The organism is Mesorhizobium sp. M0768 (assembly GCF_040320195.1).
GTDB lineage: Bacteria > Pseudomonadota > Alphaproteobacteria > Rhizobiales > Rhizobiaceae > Mesorhizobium.
This window is the reverse complement of the sequence record NZ_JAMYPD010000025.1, coordinates 12,088-33,931: the sequence shown is the minus strand read 5'-3', so window position 1 is coordinate 33,931 and position 21,844 is coordinate 12,088. Positions and strand designations below refer to the sequence as shown.

Annotated in this window: 13 protein-coding genes, 6 pseudogenes and 1 riboswitch; of the genes and pseudogenes, 4 read left to right on the top strand and 15 right to left on the bottom strand. The window is 59.2% G+C overall.

Annotated elements, in window-relative coordinates:
• Positions 1–121 precede the first annotated feature (121 nt).
• The 3 genes and pseudogenes from NKI08_RS25830 to NKI08_RS25820 form a co-directional block, all read right to left on the bottom strand.
• Positions 122–1,436, bottom strand: a pseudogene (locus NKI08_RS25830) (MFS transporter); the annotation flags it as partial.
• Between the two features lie 230 nt (positions 1,437–1,666).
• Positions 1,667–2,926 carry a tyrosine--tRNA ligase gene (tyrS, locus tag NKI08_RS25825; protein ID WP_352773171.1) on the bottom strand — a complete coding sequence of 420 codons (1,260 nt, stop codon included), beginning with the start codon at positions 2,924–2,926 and terminating at the stop codon, positions 1,667–1,669.
• A 446-nt stretch (positions 2,927–3,372) separates the two neighbouring features.
• The gene (locus tag NKI08_RS25820; RefSeq protein ID WP_352496314.1) at positions 3,373–3,609 is read right to left on the bottom strand and encodes a hypothetical protein; all 237 of its coding nucleotides are present in this window, start codon (positions 3,607–3,609) and stop codon (positions 3,373–3,375) included.
• Positions 3,610–3,829: 220 nt separating this feature from the next.
• Here NKI08_RS25820 and NKI08_RS25815 point away from each other — a divergent pair.
• Together NKI08_RS25815 and NKI08_RS25810 are read left to right on the top strand one after the other, a co-directional pair.
• Positions 3,830–4,664, top strand: a pseudogene (locus NKI08_RS25815) (IS5 family transposase); the annotation flags it as partial.
• A 204-nt stretch (positions 4,665–4,868) separates the two neighbouring features.
• Positions 4,869–5,546 (top strand): transposase, encoded by a 678-nt coding sequence (locus NKI08_RS25810; RefSeq protein ID WP_352474791.1) that lies wholly within the window; start codon positions 4,869–4,871, stop codon positions 5,544–5,546.
• Between the two features lie 32 nt (positions 5,547–5,578).
• Here the strand turns inward: NKI08_RS25810 and NKI08_RS25805 are convergent, their stop codons facing one another.
• The 11 genes and pseudogenes from NKI08_RS25805 to NKI08_RS25755 all read right to left on the bottom strand — a co-directional run bounded on the left by NKI08_RS25805 (position 5,579) and on the right by NKI08_RS25755 (position 17,380).
• Positions 5,579–6,571 (bottom strand): adenosine kinase, encoded by a 993-nt coding sequence (locus NKI08_RS25805; RefSeq protein ID WP_352773167.1) that lies wholly within the window; start codon positions 6,569–6,571, stop codon positions 5,579–5,581.
• Positions 6,572–6,681: 110 nt separating this feature from the next.
• Positions 6,682–7,857, bottom strand: coding sequence for a methionine adenosyltransferase (metK, locus tag NKI08_RS25800; protein ID WP_352452623.1), 1,176 nt, complete (start codon positions 7,855–7,857; stop codon positions 6,682–6,684).
• Between the two features lie 52 nt (positions 7,858–7,909).
• Positions 7,910–8,286 (bottom strand): annotated as a pseudogene (gene glyA / locus NKI08_RS25795) (serine hydroxymethyltransferase); the annotation flags it as partial.
• A gap of 890 nt (positions 8,287–9,176) precedes the next feature.
• Positions 9,177–9,716, bottom strand: coding sequence for a hypothetical protein (locus NKI08_RS25790; RefSeq protein ID WP_352773163.1), 540 nt, complete (start codon positions 9,714–9,716; stop codon positions 9,177–9,179).
• A 141-nt stretch (positions 9,717–9,857) separates the two neighbouring features.
• Positions 9,858–10,400: a type I restriction enzyme subunit R domain-containing protein gene (locus NKI08_RS25785; RefSeq protein WP_352773160.1), complete on the bottom strand. Its 543-nt coding sequence runs from the start codon at positions 10,398–10,400 to the stop codon at positions 9,858–9,860.
• Positions 10,401–10,424: 24 nt separating this feature from the next.
• Entirely contained in the window at positions 10,425–10,583 is a 159-nt protein-coding gene (locus NKI08_RS25780; protein ID WP_352773157.1) for a hypothetical protein, read from the bottom strand.
• 149 nt (positions 10,584–10,732) lie between these two features.
• Positions 10,733–11,203 (bottom strand): annotated as a pseudogene (locus tag NKI08_RS25775) (HsdM family class I SAM-dependent methyltransferase); the annotation flags it as partial.
• 217 nt (positions 11,204–11,420) lie between these two features.
• A complete protein-coding gene (locus NKI08_RS25770; RefSeq protein WP_352773155.1) occupies positions 11,421–13,175 on the bottom strand; it encodes a prenyltransferase/squalene oxidase repeat-containing protein in 1,755 nt (584 codons plus the stop codon).
• Positions 13,176–13,190: 15 nt separating this feature from the next.
• Positions 13,191–14,723 (bottom strand): Fic family protein, encoded by a 1,533-nt coding sequence (locus NKI08_RS25765; RefSeq protein ID WP_352773152.1) that lies wholly within the window; start codon positions 14,721–14,723, stop codon positions 13,191–13,193.
• Positions 14,724–14,899: 176 nt separating this feature from the next.
• Positions 14,900–15,457: pseudogene (locus NKI08_RS25760) on the bottom strand (phosphomethylpyrimidine synthase ThiC); the annotation flags it as partial.
• 104 nt (positions 15,458–15,561) lie between these two features.
• Positions 15,562–15,678, bottom strand: a riboswitch (TPP riboswitch).
• A 544-nt stretch (positions 15,679–16,222) separates the two neighbouring features.
• Complete coding sequence (locus tag NKI08_RS25755) at positions 16,223–17,380, bottom strand: porin (RefSeq protein ID WP_352773149.1); 1,158 nt, start codon at positions 17,378–17,380, stop codon at positions 16,223–16,225.
• 1,045 nt (positions 17,381–18,425) lie between these two features.
• On the opposite strand from NKI08_RS25755, the gene hemN reads away from it, so the two are divergent.
• The gene (gene hemN, locus NKI08_RS25750; protein ID WP_352773146.1) at positions 18,426–19,766 is read left to right on the top strand and encodes an oxygen-independent coproporphyrinogen III oxidase; all 1,341 of its coding nucleotides are present in this window, start codon (positions 18,426–18,428) and stop codon (positions 19,764–19,766) included.
• A 227-nt stretch (positions 19,767–19,993) separates the two neighbouring features.
• Here the strand turns inward: hemN and NKI08_RS25745 are convergent.
• Positions 19,994–20,335: pseudogene (locus tag NKI08_RS25745) on the bottom strand (PIN domain-containing protein); the annotation flags it as partial.
• A 731-nt stretch (positions 20,336–21,066) separates the two neighbouring features.
• Here NKI08_RS25745 and NKI08_RS25740 point away from each other — a divergent pair.
• Entirely contained in the window at positions 21,067–21,753 is a 687-nt protein-coding gene (locus tag NKI08_RS25740; RefSeq protein WP_352515927.1) for an isopentenyl transferase family protein, read from the top strand.
• Positions 21,754–21,844: the final 91 nt, after the last annotated feature.

Genomic DNA, 21,844 nt, shown 5'->3' with positions numbered 1-21,844 from the left:
GTCTTCGAGGCTCCGGCAGCCGTTCGTGACCACTTGCGCAAGACACAGGGCTGGTACACAGCACGAATGGGCGATCAAAAATTACTGCTGAAATTCAGATAATTATTGTGGGCGAGTCTGGATCTCTCTGATCGACACGATAGTCGACCATCACCATGATCGGACCGCTTCGTGGCCGCAGGTCAAGATGCAGCGTCGGTTCGCTGAACTTGTTGGTCGGATCCAGATTGAGCGTTTCAAAATCCGGCTGACGCAGAAGGATGCCCATCAGTCCCCCAATGACAAGAACCAGCTGGCGGACGAGCAAGGCTCCCGAAACACCTTGGACATCCGCCAGTTCGCCCCAAAGCCAGCTTCCCGCCGCCATGCCGCCGTATGTGGCCGTCTGATAGAGAGAGGGCGCGTCCAACCACCCACCGCGGCGCCGAAAGCTGCACTGTGACGTTAAACAGCGAGAATGATTGAATCCAGGCCGCACCGGCTGGCATGAGGTTGAGACAGCTCAGCCCAACGTGCTCGCTCCATGCCCGAAAGAAGCAGCTGATCGCCAATACAAAGAACGCACCGCGAATGACCCATTCGTTGGAGAGAACTTCTCGGACCCGCCCGATGAGGAGCGCGCCGCAAATCGCTCCCAGGCCGAAGAAGCCGAGCATCACGCCGTAGGTGACTGCGGTCCCTTTGATCTGTTCGCGAGCGACCAACGGCAGGAGAGCCAAAATGACAACGGCGGTGAGGCCGAAAAGCTCCGGCACATCACCTTGAGAAGGTTCGGCGACAAGAGCACGTAACGGAAGCCCGCCGCCATCGCACTGCCGAAAGCCTCCCGCGGCAGCGCTTGTCGTGCCAGTTCGGCTTTGCATCGCAACAGCGCAGCGATCAGAGCGAAGTAGCAAAGGACGTTGAAGAGGAACGCGAAGGCCGCACCGGCTGTGGCCACGATTATGCCGCCAATCGCCGGCCCGATGCTGCGCATGAGATTGTAGCTCATGCCGTTGAGCGCAACCCCGCTTGGCAGGTGTTCGCGAGGCAGGATATCTCCCATGGAGGCTTGCCAAGAGGGATCGTGCAATGCCCAACCACAGCCGATTAGGAAGGTGAGACCCAGAAGGGTCCAGGGTGTCATTCCCCGCATAGGTCAGGAACGCCAGGAAGGCGGATACGCAGACCATCAGCAGTTGCGCAGTCAACATGATCCGGCGACGGTCAAACTTGTCCGCGAGCGCTCCCGCCGCGAGCGAGAAGATCATGTAGGGGAGGGTGGTCGATGACTGGACGAGCGCCACCATTCCATGGGAGGTGGCGATGCTCGTCATCAGCCAAGCTGCCGCCGCACCTTCCACTAGGGTGCCAAGGTTCGAAATGAGTGCAGCCGACCATAGCGAACGGAAGGTCTTGTGCTGAAAAGGAACCAGTGAAGATGTTCTCTTCGCAATTGTGGGAAGCTTCGGGATCGACCGCGGGGCCGGATTTGGTTCGCCTCACTCAACCATGGCCTCGCCATACAAGCCAAGCTGCCACAGTGGCGCGCCTGCTAACCCAGAAAACTTGGCGGCCTTAACTACCCCCTGAGGAGTGTCTCTCGACATTCCTCAGGGAACTCGACGCGAATGTCTGCAATATCCGCTAAGCGGGCAGAATTTCTGCGACAGCATTTGCTGAAACCCTACTTTACAACAGTGTGGCGCTTCAGGCCGAGCGAAAGCCGGATCGGGAGGTCTTGGGAAGATATCATTCTATCAACCTCGACAACGTTGCCGTTGATCCGCACACCTCGTCCCGAGATCGCCCTTCGCGCTTCCCCTTTGGAGGAGGTCAATCCGGCGCGTACCAGCAAATCCACAAGGGCTACTCCGGCCAACCCCTCGGCGTCATTTAGATGAAGCGTCGGTAGCCCCTCTGCGGCTTCGCCCTGCCCAAATGCTTGGCTAGCCGTGGCCTCCGCCTGTTTGGCGGCGTTAGTTCCATGTGCCAGGGCCGTAGCTTCGTTGGCGAGACGTTCTTTGACGGCGTTTAGCTCGGTTCCTTCAGCCTGTCCAAATCGCTCAATCTCGTTCATCGGCAGATCGGTGAAAAGCTTCAGAAACCGAACGACATCAGCGTCTTCCGTGTTACGCCAGAATTGCCAGTAATCGTATGGCGAAAGGCGATCTTCGTTGAGCCACACAGCTCCGGCAGCCGTCTTACCCATCTTGACACCTGAAGGAGTCTTCAGAAGCGGCGTAGTCACTCCGAACACTTCCTTTCCATCCGTCCGCCGTATCAAGTCGATGCCATTGATGATGTTCCCCCACTGGTCGGCTCCACCCATCTGCAAACGGCAACCGGTCCGGCGGGTTAGCTCAAGGAAGTCGAACGCTTGGAGGATCATGTAGTTGAATTCTAAGAAGCTCAGATTCTCCTGCTTTTCCAGCCGCGACTTCACACTGTCGAAAGAGAGCATCCGATTGACGGAGAAATGCCTGCCGACGTCTCTCAGCATGTCGATCCAACGAATGCTGTCCAGCCAGTCGGCATTGTTCACCATCACGGCATCCGTCGGGCCGTCTCCGAAGACAAGGAGACGGCCAAAGACCTTTCTGATCCCTTCAATGTTGGCGGCGATCCGCTCGTCCGTCAGCATCGGCCGCGCGTCCGAACGGAAGCTGGGATCGCCGATGCGGGTGGTCCCACCCCCAATGAGAACGATGGGTTTATGGCCAGTCTGCTGAAGATGACGAAGCGCCATGATCAGAAGAAGATGGCCGACATGAAGACTGTCAGCCGTCGCATCGAAACCAGCGTAAGCGGGTACGATGCCTGCTTCAAAGGCGGCATCGACACCCGGCAGGTCGGTCCCTTGATTTACATAGCCGCGCTCAATGAGCGTCTTCAAAGCCGCCGAATATGGTTTGGAATGACCGGTTGATAAATCGGGAAGTGCCATAGGGAATCCTCCTGGTATTGCCGCCTGGGGGTCCTCTCAATGAACAAAGCCGCCTGACGGCGGCTTGTTTCAAGGCATGATCGAAACGCGCCGCTCCTTATGGAAGCGTCGCATAATAGATTGCAGCGATGAGCGCGGACTTGATCATGTGCCGATGCATAAAGGACTTTATCCGCACCTGCAAGCAATCTGAAATGGCTACTTCGGGGAGCTGCCGAGCCTCTGTCGCGACGATTTGCAACTGACTTTTGCACCTCGCAGAACTCAACTTTTGCGACAACATTTCCTGCTTCCCGCTTTCCTTCTGATGTCGAGCCCAGCGCGCTTCACCTGCGCTTCGCTGCAGCCGGTCAGCTTTGCCGTCCTGCTGATACTGTTGCCGCCAGACCGGAAGACAATAATGCGTTCGTGTGTCACCAAGTCAGCTTGGCCTCCGGCGGGGCGGCTTATCCGGATGACTGCACGCGATCAGTTGCTGGTTCAAGACAGGGAAGAAGGCCTGCATCGCCTTTGCCGATGTTCAAGGTCAGTTCAATGTGGGTAATTTTCCGACGCCGTATTGCGCCACCGGCAAAAACGGCGTGAATCCTGAAACCTACGCCTGTAATTGGTGTGAAGCAGGCGAAAAGGGCTGCAGTGGCGGCGATTTCATCGAGGAAGGTTTGCGGCGGCGGCAGCGACACCGTTTTCTCGCGTCAGCAAATCCCGCCAAACCATTACCACCCCAATTGCGACCACGATATTCAGGGGCCGTACCGGAACCACGAGGGTCCTTACCAGGCGTGTCTCGCCACGCAAACCACCACCCACAATGGCATGGTGTTTGCCCTTAGAGCCTGACCCGAAACTCGGTTTTGGGGGTGGAAGCGGTTGAGTGGCCCCGTCCGTTGTGATTCGCTTGAGTTGTCTAGACTTGAACGGGATAACGACAAGGGTTGGACGGAGACCACCCGCCGGCGATATTGCCGCGCGGGGCAGCGAGATGCAAACGCGTTGACGGACAGGGAATGGGCGTTGCTCGAGCCGTTCCTGCCGGGAACGAAGACAACGGGACGACCGCGGACGACAGAACTTCGAGCGGTCGTGGACGTGCTCCTCTACATCGCCTGGACCGGCTGCCAATGGCGGGCATTGCCGGATCGGTTCCCGCCGGTCTCGACGGTTCAACGCTATTTCTATGCCTGGCGGGACAACGGGCTGTGGAAGACCATCAACTTCCACTTGGTGGCTGCGGCACGCCTGGCGCTTGGTCGCGAGGCGAGCCCGAGCGCCGGTGTCATCGACAGCCAATCGGCAAAGACCACGGACGTTGCCGGTTTGCGTGGTTACGACGTCGGCAAGAAGGTCAAAGGCCGCAAGCGCCATATCATTACTGCCACCGAGGGACACTTGGTCGGGCTGACGGTGCACACGGCCGACATCCAGGAAGGCAGTCGGCGTCATCGCCTCCATTCGACGGCTTTCTCCCTGGTTGCGGCATCTGTTCGCCGACGGCGGCTATGCCGGAGAAAAACTGTCGCAGGCACTGGCCAATCTCGGCACATGGACCATCGAAATCATCAAGCGCTCCGACGCGGCCAAGGGCTTTGAGGTGCTGCCACGACGATGGGTCCTCGAGCGAACTTTCGCCTGGCTGGGACGTTGTCGCCGGCTCGCCAAAGACTTCGAGGCGACCATCGCCAGCGCCGAGGCATGGATCTTCATCGCCTCGATCCGCCTCATGCTTCGCCGCATGGCAGCTCCACGTCGTGCGTCGAGTTTCGAGTCAGGCTCTTACAGGCATGCGCAGGACGCGCGAAGCCGCTCAAATCTCCCCAGATGGGTCAGCCATCGAAGACCGGCATCACTTGCCCGTTGAGCGGCTATACGATAATGCTCCGCGCTAAGCAGCAAGCGCCAAAAATTCGAGCGGCGACTTCATTCTCCTATTCAGGAAGGAACTATGAGGCGGCAGACGCGACCATTCACCGTGGAAGTCAAACAAAAGCGCAATTATCAAAAATCCGCACGTTCCATCTGGGGCAATTTCGACATCGCCGCGGCGATGGCCGAGACAACAAAGGAAGTCGAGCCGTTAAATCGTCAGCTTGTTGACTCTACTGTAGTGGCCCTTGATGCTGAACCTTTGCAAAAACCGCGAGTGGAGCATTTCATGGCCAATCCCCTGGAAACCGAGTCAGCAGTAGTTCCTAGCGCACCGGCAGACAAAGCGGAAACGCCAAAACCGAAGACGAGAGCGCGGCGGTCGAGGAAGCCAGAAGCTGAGGCGAGCGCGCCTGCCCGCAAGGAGGGCGCCAAGCCGATATCCGCGACCACTGAAGCACCGCCGTCATCGCGAACAGGCCGAAAGAGCTACTCCGCGAAGGATCGTGCCCAGAAGCTGGCGCAGATCGAGACCTCGATCGGCGGCGGCGCTACTCTCAAGAGCGCGGTGAAGCAAGCCGGCATCTCGGAACAGACATATTATCTTTGGAAGAAGGCGGCGGCGCCGGCGGCGGACAGTGACGCGCTGAAGGATCTCGTCGCGCTCGAGGAAGAAAACAAGCGGCTAAAGAGCCTGCTTGCCGATCGTCTCCGCAAGGAGAATGCGGAACTGAAGAAAAGGCTCGGGCTGGATTAAGGAGGCTGGGCAGCTGGTTCTTGGCTCGCCACCTACAGCAATCCCACCTGCTCGGCCTCGCGGCGCAGATTCTGCCGTGGCCTTGGGCCGATCTGCTGGATGACCAGCCCGGCTGCCAGCGAGCCGAGATCGCCGCAATCCTTGAGGCTGCGGCCTTGCGTGTAGCCGTAGAGGAAGCCGGCAGCGTAGAGGTCGCCGGCGCCTGTGGTGTCGACCAGCTCGCGGATCCTGGTGGCATTGATGGTCACGGTCTCGTCGCCGCGCACGATCACCGAGCCCTTTTCCGAGCGGGTGACGGCGGCGATCTTGCAATCCTTGCGGATCTGGGCCAGTGCCTCGTCGAATGAAGCGGTCTGGTAGAGCGACTTGATCTCGTGGCTGTTGGCAAAGACGATGTCGACGGTGCCGGAGCGCATCAGATCGAGGAATTCGTCGCGGTAGCGGTCGACGCAGAACGAGTCCGACAATGTCATCGACACTTCGCGCCCGGCGGCATGGGCGAGCTTCGCCGTCTGCCGGATCGCCTCCTTGGCGCGCGGCGGGTCCCACAGATAGCCCTCGAAATAGGTGACCGCCGCGCCCGAGGCCTTGTCGGCCTCGACGTCCTCCGGGCCGAGTTCGATGCAGGCGCCGAGATAGGTGTTCATCGAGCGCTCGCCGTCCGGCGTGACGAAGATCATCGAGCGCGCCGTCGGTGGTTCGCCGTCGAGCGGTTTTGTGTCGAAGGCGACGCCCTGCGCGTGGATGTCGTGCGCGTAAATCTCGCCGAGCGCGTCGTTGGAGACCTTGCCGAAGAAGGCGGCGCGACCGCCGAAGGAGGCGACGCCCGCCGCCGTGTTGCCGGCGCTGCCGCCCGAGGCTTCGATCGCCGGGCCCATGCGGCTGTAGAGCAGTTCGGCGCGCCTTGTGTCGATCAGGTTCATCGCGCCCTTGATGATGCCGTTGGTCTCCAGGAACGCCTCGTCGCACTGGGCGATGATGTCGACGATGGCATTTCCGATACAAAGCACGTCATAGTCCGGCATAATTCATGTCTCCGCCAAAATACCCACCGGCTTTCTGGCATGCCGGCCGCGGGCGGGTCTGGCCAGTGGGAATGGGCTTTCCGCTTGCCAATCCGTTCGGCGCCAGCCCCTCACGGGGCGGCAAGTCCTGCCTCGCGACGCAATTCGTCGGCCCTGTCTGTCTTCTCCCAGGTGAAGTCAGGCTCTTCACGGCCGAAATGGCCATAGGTCGCGGTCTTGCGGTATATAGGGCGTAAGAGATCAAGCATCTTGATAATGCCCTTCGGTCTGAGATCAAACAACTCAAGAATGAGGCGCTCGATCCTTCTTTCCTCAACCCTCGCTGTCCCGAACGTGTTGACCATGACAGAAACCGGACTGGCCACGCCGATTGCGTAAGCAAGCTGCACCTCGCAGACGTCCGCAAGTCCGCTAGCGACGATATTCTTTGCGACATACCGGGCCGCATAGGCAGCTGAGCGGTCAACCTTGGACGGGTCCTTGCCCGAAAAAGCGCCGCCGCCGTGACGACCCATCCCACCATACGAATCGACGATGATCTTGCGTCCAGTGAGACCGCAGTCGCCGCGCGGCCCGCCGACTACGAACCTCCCCGTCGGGTTGACCAGAATTCTGATGCCTTCCGTCTCCAGGTGGGTCGGCAGGACAGGCTTTATGATTTCCTCAATGACGCCCTCGCGGACCGTCTCTTGCGAGACCTGCTCGTCATGTTGGGTCGATACGACGATGGTATCCAGGGCGACCGGGCGCAACCCCTCATAGCGCACTGAGACTTGGGATTTCATGTCAGGACGCAACCAGCCAAGCTGTCGTGCTTTCCGGACATCTGCCTGTCGTTTCGTCAAGCGATGAGCGAGCTGGATCGGCAAAGGCATCAAGGTATCGGTTTCGCGGCATGCGTAGCCGAACATGAGGCCCTGATCTCCCGCTCCCTGCTGGAGGTCCTGCCCTCGTCCCTCGTCAACGCCCTGGCTAATGTCGGGCGATTGCTCGGTGAGTGCATGAACGACGGAGCAACGCCGGCCGTCAAAGCCGACGGCCTCATCGTCGTATCCAATATCGAGAATCGTATCGCGCGCAACTTGGCTATAATCCACCCGCGCATCGCTGGTAATCTCGCCAGCCAGAACGACTATCCCTGATTTTACCAACGCTTCACAGGCGACGCGCGCCTTGGGATCGGTGCGGAGGATGGCATCGAGGATGGCATCCGAGATGTTGTCGGCCAACTTATCCGGGTGTCCCGCGCCAACCGATTCGGAAGAGAACACGAACTGCCTAGCCATGAAATGCCTCGTTTCGGGTGTTGGAGTTGTATGGGGCATTTTGCTTAGCCCACCTGTTGGTGATGCCCGGGACCTCGAACGCAGCGCACAAATCGGCAACGTCTCTTCGCACGCAGGCATGGAGATCTTCGTCATCAGGCCGCCGGAGGACGCAGTCAATGAAGCCAGCAATTTGCACCATTTCCACATCGCGCATGCCCATGGACGTCACTGGTGGCGACCCCAAGCGAATTCCGCTTGTGACCGCCGGATCCCGCGGGTCGCCAGGCACCATTTAAAGTTCGTAATGATGCCTGCCTTCGCTAACCGCTCGGCATAGGCCTTGCCTGATAGTGGTCGATCGCGAAGATCAAGGATCAGCATGTGATTGTCAGTGCCCCCGGTGACCAGGTCATAACCTCGGTCCAGAAGCGCGTGGGCCAGAGGCCGCCAAGCGAGACCGTCCGCAAGTGTCGGGCGGCGCGATGGCGCCGTCGGCGGAGTTGTCCATGGTGGTTTCGCGCTCCAATTGGATCTATTTCACGGTCAAGCATGCGATCCCCTTCGACGGCGCGTCTTGTGTCGCTTCGAGCCGTTGAAGGTCTCGTTTGTGATAGCCATCGCCGTGGGGCAGGAGATCAACCAACAACTGAACCAGCCCGCCGTCCTTACCTGCTGCTTTGAGATGGTACGAGCACCACGGGCGTTGTTCGTTGCAGTAAAGAAAGTCGGCTCTGGCCAGCAGCCGGACGTGTCGTACAACGTGCTCACGACGCAGACCCAGAATCTCCGCTAGCTGGCAGACAGTTAGGTCCGCGTGCGCGCAAAGACCTAGGATTCGAAGGCGATCTAAATGCGCTGCCGTCCGTAGGCGACTGACCAGTGTCAGCATTGGTCAGGACCAAGCCACTTGGAAAGCCTGGGCACTCGTCCTACTGAATTTGTCATTTCGCGTTCTCCACAGATGTTGCGGCTTTCGAACCAAATTATATGGTTGATTGTCCACCGACCGGACCATGTCGGTGGCCGTGAAGATACTGTTTTGAGCCGATATGGCTGTGTCGAACAAACAAGATGGGCGCTCTTCTTGCCATTGCCTTTAGCCGAAATTGCCCGCAGTTCGGCGGGTCGGAGAATAAGCGGCGCCACGGTTTGGACCCCACTGACCTCAGACGTTGCAATAAGCCTACCATTCACAGCGAACCGGAGTTGCTAAGAGTCTATGAATTTCCTTGAAGGATCTGTTGCAACGTTTGCCCAGCCCGCTCGTGCTCCCGGTTTGCAGCGGTCAATCTCGAGCAGACTGACCGTGATGCAAAGATGACAAAGAAGGTTCCCTTTCAATCCGATCTTCTTCCGGCGCCAAGGGATACGGCCTGTTCCCGTGTAGTAAAGCGTAGTGAGAAGATTCCATGTGCGGTCAGCTTGATCCTGGATTTTACGCTCGCTGGACTGCTTGATTTTGCGGGGAATGGTGACCCTATCGTCCAGCACGTCCTCCCAAACGAGCTGAGCTCAAGGAGGCTCATGCCGTCGAATGGTGAGATTTTGCGGGGCTCATCGGCTTTGAAATATGTGTCGATCAAGTGCCGCATATCAGCCTCGTAGCCCTTCAGATCGAGGCTTTCGTTGCTGGCCAGACGCACAGTGTCCCGCGCATTCAGGTAATGCTCGACCTGTTTCTTGATGCGGGCAACGTGGGCGTTGTTGTAGCCTGCGGCATCCATTTCATCCGCGATATTAGCATACGCCCGCAGCAGCCCTGCGGTTGCCTTGTACAGGGCCGCGCGCTGAGGTTCGCGCTCTTTAAGGTCTGACGCGATTTCGGTGTTGCCGCAGAAAAAGTGGATGTATTCCAGTTCTCCTTTCGGCGGCTCCACACGCTCGCAAAGCAGGACAATGCGTTCCAGGGCTTGATCGAGACGTTCTTTTCCTTTTTCAGACGGTCCTTTAGCAGCACATCCGGAGCCGGCCCGTCGTCGGAATGATCAAGTTCCGACGTATAGACCGCAATCGCATTCTCAACCTTTCTCGCACAGGCCCTTGTAGGCGACGATATAACCGAAATCCTTGTCCTCGCCGTCAAGCCGATTGGTCCGGCAAATCGCTTGGAACAGGCCGTGGTCCTGCATGGACGTGTCTATGTAGACATAGGTGCAGGGTGGCGCATCGAAAGCTGTGAGCAGCTTGTCGACGACCACCAGCAGCTTCATGTTCGCCGGCTCCTTGGTGAAAAGAGCCTTGGCCGCCTCCTCGTACACCTCGGTTTTGGACAAACCGCCCATGGCCTCAACGCCCTTCAGCAACTCGGTGTAGGTGTTGTAAATGACCTGCCGGTCGATATCGGTGTTGGCGCCCGTCTCTTCCTTTGTGATGTCCTGCGCATTCGGATTGTACGATGTGATCAGGGCGCACTTGTTGCGGAACGGGGTCTTTTGAAAAAGCTCGAAGTACTTGCAGGCTTCGTAGATGCTGGAGGCCACGGGAATTGCGTTGCCGCGTTCGCTTGACAGGCGAGGCTTCACGCTGAAATCGAAGACGATGTCGCTGACGACACGATCCATGCGGGATCGCGAGCTGAGCACGTTTTACATCGTGCCCCATTTCTTTTTTAGCTCATCCCTTTGCCAGTCATTCAGGGCCTTGGTTTTGGCATCGAACCACTGATCAATTTTGTCCTCTGAACCCAGGCGCTGGTCGATATCGCGTGCTTCATAAACGAGGTCGAGAACGACTTCGTCCTCCACCGCCTCGCTGAATTTGTAGGTGTGGATGATGTATCCCTTGCGCACAAGGTTGCGCCGGAGTTCGGCTTCGGCGTTGCCGCGGAAGAGAACGCCTGCGGCAGAATGCGGGCGCCCTTACCGGCGCTCTTCAGAGACCGGACGATGTGTAGCAGGTAGGCGTAATCGCCCTGCTTGGCGGGCGGTACGCCGAACGACTTAAAGCGATCATGCTCATCATGAAGCGGGTCAAGCCCGGTGCTCCAGCGCTTGTCGCTGAAGGGCGGATTGGCGACGACGTAATCAAAGGTCTTGAGCGCATCGCCGTCGCGGAATTTGGGATCGGTGAGGGTGTTGCCCTGCATGATCATCGCGGTGGGTGTGTTGTGCAGGATCATGTTCATGCGCGCGAGACCGCTGGTGGCCGAATCCTTCTCCTGCCCGTAGAGCGTGACATTGATCCCGGCCTCGTCGGCCACTTTCAGCAGCAGCGATCCCGATCCGCAGGTCGGGTCGTAGACGGTGGTATCGCCGCTGGTCTTGGCGGACCGAATGCCGATGATCTGCGCCATGATGCGGCTGACTTCGGCGGGGGTGTAGAACTGGCCTTTGCTCTTTCCGCTCTCAGTCGCGAAATGGCGCATCAGATATTCGTAGGCATCGCCGAGAATGTCGTCGCCATCGGCGCTCGTTGCTGCCGAACTGGTAACGTCCGGTCATCAGCACATCCGGGGCCATGTCGCCGGGGCATCGCTGCCCCCATATTCTTCCGCGGCCTTGCGGAATAGCCGCCATAACATCCTTTGGAATATCGCTTCTTTTCATCATCCCCCTCAATCACGTACATTCACTGCAACAGGTTCAAGTCGAGCAGCGACCGGGCATACTTTCGATAAAGCGCCGGGCATGCTTCATCCCGTCTCTGAGTTCCGCTTCGCTAATTTCGTGAGCGCGATGGATGATCCCGTCACGCCGCCCGACCAACGCACTCAGATTGTCGCGGTGGGACAGCCGTTGCGGCGCGTGCAGCACCCCGATCCGTTGCAACGCAGCCTGCAGAGCGCCGAGCGCTTCCCGGGGGCCGAGCGTCTCAGTGCCGTTTTCGCGGAAGGCTGACAGCGCCAAATCTTCCCGCCGCTCAAACAGCCCATAGAGGAACATTTCCACAGCATGCACGGTCGCTATGGCAGCAAGCCGCCGATTATTGGCGCCGCCTTCCAGCTGCAGCTCTTCTGCCTTGCGGAAGAAGTCGCGCGCCATCAGGAGAAAGCCATCGACCTGCGGCAGCATCTCGTTTTGGCGCGCGAGATATTCAAGCACCAAGGCCGCGACAAAATCCTCTGCCCACGGCTCTGCCTGCCAGCCTCCCAGCACGGTCTGACCGGAGACCAGCCAGGCATCTCCAGCCGCCAGCACGTGGGGCACGTCATCGACAAAATCAGACCGGCGAATAGCCTCCATCGCGAGTGTCGTGGCGATGACCTCGGGATCGTCGTCGCCCGCGTCGCGCGGAAGCGCGCCTGTGTCAGGAATAACTTGTGTGATCAGCCATGACACGGCTTTCCGAATTGCGTCGTGGTAGCGGTCATCGCCAAGCCGCTGAAGGGCGACTGTCGCAAGGGCCGTGGCGCGCAGGCCGGGCCGGGGAACCCCTTCTCTAGTTTCATTCCAGTAGCCCCCACCCTCCTGGCGGCGCACGAGGCGATCAGTCAGGACCGCAATTTCCCGGCGCAGATCGCCGATAATTTTCGGGCTTCGCGAACAGCGCCAGAGTGCGTAGCCGATATCTTCAACCGGGGCGGCGGCTTCTCCCTCGCCAGTGCCGAGCGCGATCATATGCGTTGCGCATTCGGCCAGCGCGCCGTCAAGGCGCCCCGCTTCCGTCGCGCTGCCGAAAAGGTCCAGGAACCACGCCAGCGAATAAGACCAGTCGGCAGGCAAGTCCTGCCCATTGTGATCCCTTGCGACGACGGCCACGACGGCGTTGCGGCCTTCGGGCGTGCGGGGCTCTATCCCAAGGATCGGGTATAATTCGGGTGTCGGCTGCTGAAGGATACGCGCCGGCACGAGCGACAGTGCTTTCTCCAGCGAGGGAGGAAAATCCTCCAGTTCTTCGGCCAGTTCGGCAGCTTCTCTCCTTCGTCCCTCGCGGCGCGCTTCTACATATTCTGCCGCAACCACGGCAACGGTGCGCTGCGCCCGTTCAGCGGTGCCGGTGGCAATCAGCTCGGCCGGAATGTCACCATCCTTGATCGCCCAGTGCGTACGGTGCTGTTCGAACTGTTGAATGCCCAGCCGGTCCGCAATTCTCAACACCGCTGACCGGTCGAGAAAGGCATGTTCCGGATCGGGCTCGAAGGTGAAGGCCAGTTCGTGTCCGCGCCGAACGATATTGCGTATGCGGCCGTGCCGGACCACGCGCGCGTGCGGGCCTCCCGCCCCGACTTCGTACATCAACAGCGCCGGGATTTCCTCCAGCCGGCGCAATGTTTCAGGGCGCGCGAGGTCGATAGCCTCGGCCTCGGCGCCGCTATATTCCTTGAACCGGGCAATGGTTGACGTGAACGGCGGCGTTTCCCACCACTCGCCGCGGCCCGAGACAAGCAAGTTAAACATGGCACACCACCGACCTCACGCCGCCTTCTCCATAGACCACTTCACCCGTTCGGCGAGAAAGGCGGCGAATGTTTTCACATTCATATTGCCGCTCGCCTCCTCCAGCCCTGCGAGGTAGGCCTTCCGGTCATCGACTCTGACGACTGTCCAGGGGTAACCGCCTGAAGCCAGCATCGCGTTCATGAGGAACCGCGCCATCCGTCCGTTGCCGTCCGGATAGGGGTGCACATAGCCCACAAGCCAATGCCCCAGCACGGCACGCACGGAGGCCTCCTTCTCCGCCTCCAGCAGGTCGAACAGCTCATTCATACCATCGGCCACCGCTCCGGTACGCGGCGGCACGTGCTGCGAGCCGCGCAGGTACACAGGGTGATTGCGATATCCCGCAAGCGCGCTGGCTTTGAGGATGCCGGCGGTCACTGACGGCGCGAACAGCTCCCGGTACCACTCCCGGTGAGTGTCCCGCGTCAACGCGCCGGCTGGCTTGCCGTTGATGATCGCGGCAACAGAGTCTTTGACCTTCTGGAATGCGAGGTAGTAGCCACGCGCGGCAAGCGCATCCCGGTTCTTGCGGTCCTCTTCATCAATCTCCGGATTCCAGCTCCCCTCGCGCACCCGGTCGATGAGTTCCGGGGTGACGCTGTACCCTTCTATCGACAGCGAATGGTAGGCGTCGCTTTCGTAGATATCCTCGACGAACTTCATATAGGCGTCTTTGTCGGACGGCAGTCCGGGTGCCTTCGGGAATATCTCGATGATGGCTTCGCGCTGCGATTGCCAGATCGCGCGCAGGCGGGCGACCAACGGCGGTACGCCCGCCGCAATGGTTGTCACTCCAATTTGTCCCGCGAACGGATCGGATTCGCGCACGTCATAGCCGGCGGCTTTGAAGGCGGCCACGATTTCATCGGCAAAGGAGTCGCGTCCTACGCGACGGAAGGCCCCCGCAAGCCGTCCCGCCACGGCGGAATGGCCGCCATCAAGCAGCAGGGCCAGAACGGTTGATACGTCGCGCACCGACGCCATGGCGATCTGCATCTCGATAGGGGCGCGCTGGAAGAACGCTTCCGGCACCCGGGTAAGGGCGGCCTCGACAGTGAACACGCGCTGGCCGTTTTTCTCTGTCAGTTCGGCCGGCATCTCCTTGACCTTGAGGTCATAGAGCGAAGTGCCGAACAGCAGGTCGATTTTGTTATTCGTGCCTTTGGGGGTGTTCACCACCACCTGAGGCGGAATAGTGGGCGCTTCCGCGTGCAGAAGCAGCGACTGCTCCGGTGACAGGAACCAGTCCTTGCCGAACCGATCATTGCAGTAAAGGGAGCAGAACTCCCAGAAGCTCGCGTACCAGGGGGTGGTGTCTTGCTGCTGTGCCTGCGGGCCGGTCGACATGAGCCAGCCTTTGATAACATCGCGCAGGAACCCGTTCTGCAGCAGCCGCTCCCGGTGGACGCGGGTCAGCTCATCTGATTTGAATATGCGCCGCCCACCCTCCTGCAGCTCTTTGAGGACGGCCAGTGATACAGCGAGTTTTTCATGGGGCTTGGCCATGGCCGTGCCTTTGCAACTTTTTTAGAGCTGTGCGATTACAAGTATATAGTGCTGATAGGCGACAAGTCAATGATGCTGTGGAGTTGCAAGTTTTTTAAGTCGTGCGATAACAAGTTTTTTATGCGATAATCGGCAAGTGCGATCGTTTCCGTAGCCGCGCGAAGGATCGTTACCCGGATGGGCCGAGACCCAGCTCCCTCTTCTCGGACGAATTCCGGCGTGACGAAATCGGGAATGGCTGCGCCGAAGCTTTCGCCGTCGCGCTGCAGCTTGCCTCGAAGGATCTCGCGGCCGAGGTTCTCGCGGATGGCGACGAATTCCATTTCGGGGGTGATGATGCCGGTGCGCGCATACGCAAGCTGGGTCACTGCCTTGCCCGACCTGGCCCTGAGCGGCCGGTTGCGCACGGGAAATTCCGGCGTCAGGCGTTCGCCCGCTGCGAATCCATTATCTTCCGGCCGGACATGGCGGCCTTCATAGGCCTCGACATCGCCGCGCGCCAAGATCCACTCGTGGCGAAGCCGGGCAAAGCCCTTGTCGATGCTGGTTTCGACAGTCGGGTCGGTATAGGGGCCGGACGGATCGTAGACGGTGACGGGCGGTTCGCCGGCCGTCGGGTGGACGGAGATTTCGCGCATCGGCACTTTGATGTGCGGATAGAGGACGCCGGACCTATGGATTTTCCGTGAGGCAGGCAGCGGTCCCGTCGAGACGGCGGGGCTGAGGGCATTCATGTTGAGGCTCCTTTGCTCGTTGCATTGGAAACCCAGTTCTGTGCCGGGAGGATGAAAAGTCGCTTCTGTCGACCTGCCGAAACAGCACCTCGGGCGTAAACTCCCGCAAAGCGCTTGCACCGTCCCTACGCCAGTATGAACTGGATCAGGTTCAACGGGTCACTGCGCCGCGAAAGCCAGCAGTATCTCAGCCCCTTGCCGGGACTCCCCTGGTGAATGCCTCAAATTGAGCGGGCCGGAACTATCTCGTCAAGCGCATTCGGCCCGCGCCGGTGATCGTCGGGCGATCGTCTCGGCCAGGCGCAAGATCGGATGGAGCGTCGCCTGAGAATCGTCTGTTCCTCGATCAGCCTCGCTTATGCTCTGGAGCTTGTTCTCTCGCGCCCGAATTTCCGCGGGGATGGCTGAACGGAGGCGATCCATTTGCGATTTTCAAGTGCGTCGGGCCGCACCCCCACAATCGCTCAACAAGTCGAACACGTCCTGACCCGACTGGGCCTTCAAGTTCGGACCTGAAACCTGGCCGGGTACTGCTGGATGGCAGGGTCCGTCAAGCGGGCGGAAGGGATGAGGAAATGAAAGAGCTGCAGATCAAAACACAGCGATGAATATCGCCTGCGCGATCATCCGGACCAGATCTGATATGAAACATCGTCCGGCCCCGAGATCGAGGCTCCAATCTCGTGAGGTTCCATGCGACGTTCTCTTGGAGTGTTGCGGGATTGGTCCGCTCAACCGGATCTCGGAGCTCAACCCTTTCATCCGTTAGAATGAGCGTTCGAAACGCAGGATTCCGCCGACACTGCTCTTCTTGTTGGCGTTGGTCCAATTCACGTTGGAAGCGTCCAGCTTGCCGACGGCGAAGTTACCGTATCGGCCATAGTCGAGTTCCGCCGTAACTGTGAGATCTGGAAGAAACGCATAAGCGACGTTTGCAGCGACACCATGGTTCTTGAGCTGATCACCGGAGAGCTGAAGCTTGAACGAAGTTGTCTCGTTGAGCTCGTAAGCGGCGCCAGCCCAGAAAGCCCAGTTCCCGCCCCAAATCTTATAGAAGCCGCGACCATGAGCGTCGATCGCGTTCGTGGAGTCGTCGTTCAGCTTGCCCCTGGAACCGTAGCCGAACATTCCGAACAGCAACAGTTTGTTGGTGACATTGATGTCGACACGGACCTTGGCGGCCACCGATTCGTAGTTGCTATCGTAAGCGGCAACGCCGGTGATCGCGCCCCAGCCATGTGTGTATTTCAAGCCGCCGACTACGTGCGGAGCGTAGCTGTCGATTGTGCCGACCACGCCCGAGCCTTCTTCGAGCGAAACCACGGCCGAAAAGCCGTTCCCGACGTCGAAGTAATACTGAACCACATTGGTATCGAAAGGGCCGTACGGAACCGGCGTCTGGTTGAGTACGTCACCCGCGCCGCCAATAAACATGTCGAAGGCCGACCAGTCCTTACCAACTCGGAGGCCACCAAGCTGAATCCAGGCGAAATTCAAAGTGCTGTCTCCGTTGAAGGCATAGGGCCGAGAACTGTCCGAAACCGAAGCGCCGCGGTTGCCGAAGTTCATGCGGGTTTCGGTGTAGGTCTTCAACGTGCCGAGTTCGGTCTCCTGGCCGGTCCAAGTTTTCAATGTGAAGCGCGTGTTGTTTTGCCATGTGCCCTGATCCTCACCAGTCCTCACATCCGAGGTTCTTGCGTGATCAACCAATCCGACATGGCCCAAGCCGACGTCGTAACGGACATAGCCGCCGATGCGCACGCAGGTCTCAGTGCCTGAAATGTAGACGTAGCCCGAGCCGTAGACGTCGCAGACTTTAACGTACTCAGTCGGGTCAGGCTCGGCAACGGCGGTCACGGCGCGAGCGTCGGAAACGGCAATCAGTGCCGCAGTTGAGCCGAGGAGGAGGCTCCTAATGTTCATTGTTGATCTCCGTTCAAAGAGTAAAAGGAATGGACGTCAGTGATGAACTATTGCTAAGGAAACAGTCGATAACGATGCGCATTGAGTTGAATTTGAGCAGTTTTGATGCGCTCGTCACGCCAGATATTCATCAGAAATTGAGAATATGATTGGGTGTTATTGTTACAAATATGCGATTGTTATTACAAATATAATAATCGCCGAAACGACGCCATCCAACATTTCTGTACAAATCATCCCCGTCATCTCCGCTAGTTGTGGGCGGGCCGTCACAAAGGCTTCTACTGCAAATGACGTGCCATCCTGACCACGCAGCTGCGGCTTGAAGCTCAAGTGTGCCGGCGGACCTTGGTTCGCTCTTCCTTCCTTTTTGCCTTGCGGATCAACCCAAGCACGAACGGCAAACGTTTCCGCTACGGTTCGTCTGTTCGCTTCGCGACAGTTTCGTTCAATCGCGACAGCTTTGTTTGCTGTGAGCCCCGACGTTCAGACATCATGCGGCGGCACCGCTCGGTACGACGCCGTCATTTTGGCGAGCGCGATGATCGGTAATCACGCGCTGAACGCGCAGCCTTGCCTCCACCACGGAGTCAGTAGGCGCGCCGGCCTTGGCATTGCGGCCGACCTGACGGTCGCGTCGAGCAGCCTCTCGTCCTGATAGACGGCGCGCCACAGCTAATGCTTCTTGCCAGCAATTCACACAACGAGCTCATCGAGATGCCAGAGATCACTATGGGGCTGCGCTAGCTGGCGAGCAAAGTCTGGTCCCAACGCCGTGTTATCTCGTTGGATGCGGCAGCCGCGCTCAGCAGAATCTACTCGACCAGGCGCAGGCTGAAGGGAAGGGATGGTGGAACCAAACGGTGCGCGTGAGGGTCGCGGCGGGAACAGCCATGGCCAGTCGCTGACGTCCAGCCAAGACTGAACGGCCGCTATTGCTGAGAAATACAAGTTTCGAGACCAAAGCGGAACGGACTGACATAGCGCAAAGACACAGGCGAGCGCAGCGGTAAGGTTGGTGGTTATCAGCATGGGACGGTAACTGTTGCAGACCACAAAATATCGCGAGGCCGGCCTGCCTTGGTACACTATCTATCCGACTGTGTCGGAGTTCTCTGGGGCGGTCGGCGCCGAGGCTTATGAGGAATGGCTCAGGAACCTGCCGGCTGACGATCCGGTGTCGCTCTATTTCCACGTTCCGTTCTGCCGATCAGCTTGCTGGTATTGTGGCTTCCCCACCACCATCACCCGCCATGATGCGCCGATCCTCAACTATCTGGCGGCCCTGCGTGACGAGATCCGTTTGGTCTCGGAGCGAGCGCCGCAGACGCTGCCCGTGAGCGACATGCATTTCGGCGGCGGAACGCCGTCTCTCATAGGACCAGCCGAGTTCCTGGCTCTGATGGAGTTCCTGCGAGGCCGCTTCGCTCTCACGAAAACAGCTACGGTTGCCGTCGAGATTGATCCGCGCACGTTCACGGCCGAGATGGCCGAGGCCTTAGGAGCAGCCGGCGTGAACCGTGTAAGTCTCGGCGTGCAGAGCTTCGATCCCATTGTTCAAAAAGCAATCAACCGGGTTCAGAGTGAGGCGCAGACGTCGGCTGCCGTGGAAATGCTGCGCCGGCATGGAGTAAGCCGCATCAACTTCGACCTCATCTTCGGTCTCCCGCATCAAACGGTGCAGTCCTGCGTCGAGACCGCGAGGGCGGCGGTCGCAATGCGCCCCGACCGGCTTGCGGTGTTCGGCTATGCGCACATCCCGTCGCTTGTAAAGAATCAGCGCCTCATCGAGGAGGCAGTTCTTCCGGGCAGCGCTGCCCGCGCCGAACAGTATGCGGCCGTGGCCGCGACGCTGATTGCCGCCGGCTACCGCGAGATCGGGCTCGACCATTTCGCCTTGCCGGACGACGAGCTCGCGCTGGCACAGAAAACGGGTCGCCTGCGGCGTAACTCGCTGGGCTACTCGGCCACCACCTCCAGAACCCTGATCGGTTTCGGCGCGTCGGCTATCGGCCGCGTCGGCGAGGGGTACGTCCAAAACGAAGTTACACGGGATTCCTACATCCAGCACATCGCAGCTGGCCGTCTGGCGACGTCAAAGGGCTATCGCCTCACCGACGACGACCGCGTGCGAGCCGCAATTATCGAGCGACTAATGTGCGATCTCGAGGCCGATGTGCAGGCAATCTGTGCCGCCCACGGATCTGATCCGATCCGTCTTCTCGATTCAGCTGAACGCTTGGCGATGCTGGCCGAGGACGGGATAGTGGACTTCGAAAACGGTTTTGTCCGCGTACGGCGGGAGCATCGCTTTGTAGTTCGCGCTGTCGCTGCCGCGTTCGATGCTTTTCTCGATCGGGATGGCCGTAAGCATAGCCACAGGTGAGGGCAAGCATCCAACCGGAAGCTAAACTCGACGCCCTTGGCCGAGGCCTGTCATGAAGCGCGCGTCAAGGATGCGAAAAGCAGAGCTGATCCGCCTATTTCATCTCATCTTCAATGACATCGACCTCGTGGCTGCCACCGAGGCGTTTCCATATTGATCGTGGTAGGTGCGGGACATCTGGGTGTTTCGCCGTCAGCGCATGAATATCCCCGCCATGTGATGGGTCAGGAAATCGCGGTGGCTGCAATCAGCCCGTCCATCGATGACAGACCGCGGCCACGCCGCTTCGCGAGGCCCGTCAGGTCGCCCCAGGCCAGGGCAACCAGTTCGTCCACGGGCAGGACTCTCGGCTCGAAGCGCTGCGGCAGGTCCCGGGCGAGCCATCCGGCCAGTGCGTCACGTTTCCGACCTTTGTCCATGAGGACAGCGCCGCGCCGGATCTCGGCGATCGACACAACGCTGATAAATGAGCGGTCTTCATCGAGCCCGTCCATCCATTCCAGCACGCGCGCGTCAGGGCTCGGCCTCGTCACCTCGGAGAGGACATTAGTGTCAAGCAAGAGCCTCACAATGGCAGACCATGCGGTTCATCGCGTAGCCGCTCGATGTCCAGTTCGGCGTTGCGCAGCGGCGATGCGCAGCGAGTGCCCAGAAAACAGCAGCCAGCTCCCCTTCCGGAAGATCGGAGCGGACGCCACGCAAAAAAGCGCCAAATCCTTGGCGCCGGCGGTCTGTGTGTTTGCGCGCTGGCGGCTTTGGTGTACTCCTGTGCCGTTTCGACGAGGCTTCCAGCCGGACCGGCAGGGGAGGAGGCTTTGGCGGCGCGGCCGGCACACGGCCCACCTCGAAGACGAGATCGACGATGTCGGGCAGATCCTCGGTCGCCTCACAAATCGGTGAGGTCGTCGGGACACCGTCTTTCACTTTTGTTGATCAGCCGCCTTCCTGGCCATGTTCCGAGACAATAAGGCGCCCGTGCGCCGCCTCGATTAACCCAAGACGCGCAAGGATCTTTTGCCGGAGACAACGAGGTCACCATCCTGCGGTGCCGCGTTGCGTCACATTCGGCATGAGATGTGCAAAGTGGACCGTCGTCAAACGTCAAACAGAGGCGTTGGTGACTGGACTGAACGACCAGAACGGGCTGCTTGCGCCCTTTCGGACTTCACAAAGTTCGAAAATGGCGTCGTTTCAGGGCATAATCGCCGCTTGTCAAAATGTTTGCGACAAGTCCGGTGAAAGCCTACCGAGTATCTTGTGCTTGGGGGCGGTTAGTTCCGATAAACTAAGCGGCATACACATGCTAATCTATTTGATTTACGGGCCGACCTGCAGCGGCAAAACAGACGCGGCAATCCAAATTGCACGAGAGACCGGATGGCCGGTCATTGCGCTGGATCGTGTACAATGCTGTCCTCAAATCGCCACCGGCAGCGGGCGTCCCTCGGATTCCGAACTGCAATCTACCCAGCGGATCTACCTGGATTCGCGCCCGCTAACCGCGGGCATAATCGACGCCGAGACCGCCCATCGTAAGCTGATAATGCAAGTGGATGAGCGTAGTTCCCAGCCGGGGCTCATCCTCGAAGGCGGTTCGATCTCCCTTCTCAATTTAATGGCGCGAAGTCAGCATTGGGATGGCGCTTTTCGGTGGCATGTAAGGCGGTTGCGGCTCGGCAACTCGGACGCCTTTCTGGAGAGAGCCAAGCGTCGGGTCACAGACATGTTTGTCACAAGAGAAGGACAACCTTCATTGCTGCAGGAACTTGCGGATCAGTGGAAGGAAGATGCAGTCCGTCCCACTTTGGAAGACGTTGACGGATATCGTTGCGCCATTCGTTTTGCGAGAGAGCACAGCTTGGCAATCAGCGAAATGCCGTGCCTTCGCAAAGAGCTCCAACAAGATCTTGTAGAGGCGATTGCGAGAGAATATCTCGAATATGCGCGTTGGCAAGAACGCGACTTTCCAGAATGGCAAACTGAGTGAGCAAGCCTCCCCGGACCTCGCCTGCGGTGCGGGCACGGTAGCTCCTGAGAATTGCGCTAAGTGGTTTGCTGAAGCAAGCTAGTGCCAGGCG

Bases quoted from the DNA above. Each gene is read 5' to 3' on its own strand.
- NKI08_RS25740 (WP_352515927.1), top strand. From the start codon at position 21,067: ATGCTAATCTATTTGATTTACGGGCCGACCTGCAGCGGCAAAACAGAC.
- NKI08_RS25770 (WP_352773155.1), bottom strand. From the start codon at position 13,175: ATGTTTAACTTGCTTGTCTCGGGCCGCGGCGAGTGGTGGGAAACGCCG.
- NKI08_RS25755 (WP_352773149.1), bottom strand. From the start codon at position 17,380: ATGAACATTAGGAGCCTCCTCCTCGGCTCAACTGCGGCACTGATTGCC.
- NKI08_RS25810 (WP_352474791.1), top strand. From the start codon at position 4,869: ATGAGGCGGCAGACGCGACCATTCACCGTGGAAGTCAAACAAAAGCGC.
- metK (WP_352452623.1), bottom strand. From the start codon at position 7,857: ATGGCTAGGCAGTTCGTGTTCTCTTCCGAATCGGTTGGCGCGGGACAC.
- NKI08_RS25765 (WP_352773152.1), bottom strand. From the start codon at position 14,723: ATGGCCAAGCCCCATGAAAAACTCGCTGTATCACTGGCCGTCCTCAAA.
- NKI08_RS25805 (WP_352773167.1), bottom strand. From the start codon at position 6,571: ATGCCGGACTATGACGTGCTTTGTATCGGAAATGCCATCGTCGACATC.
- NKI08_RS25785 (WP_352773160.1), bottom strand. From the start codon at position 10,400: ATGGATCGTGTCGTCAGCGACATCGTCTTCGATTTCAGCGTGAAGCCT.
- tyrS (WP_352773171.1), bottom strand. From the start codon at position 2,926: ATGGCACTTCCCGATTTATCAACCGGTCATTCCAAACCATATTCGGCG.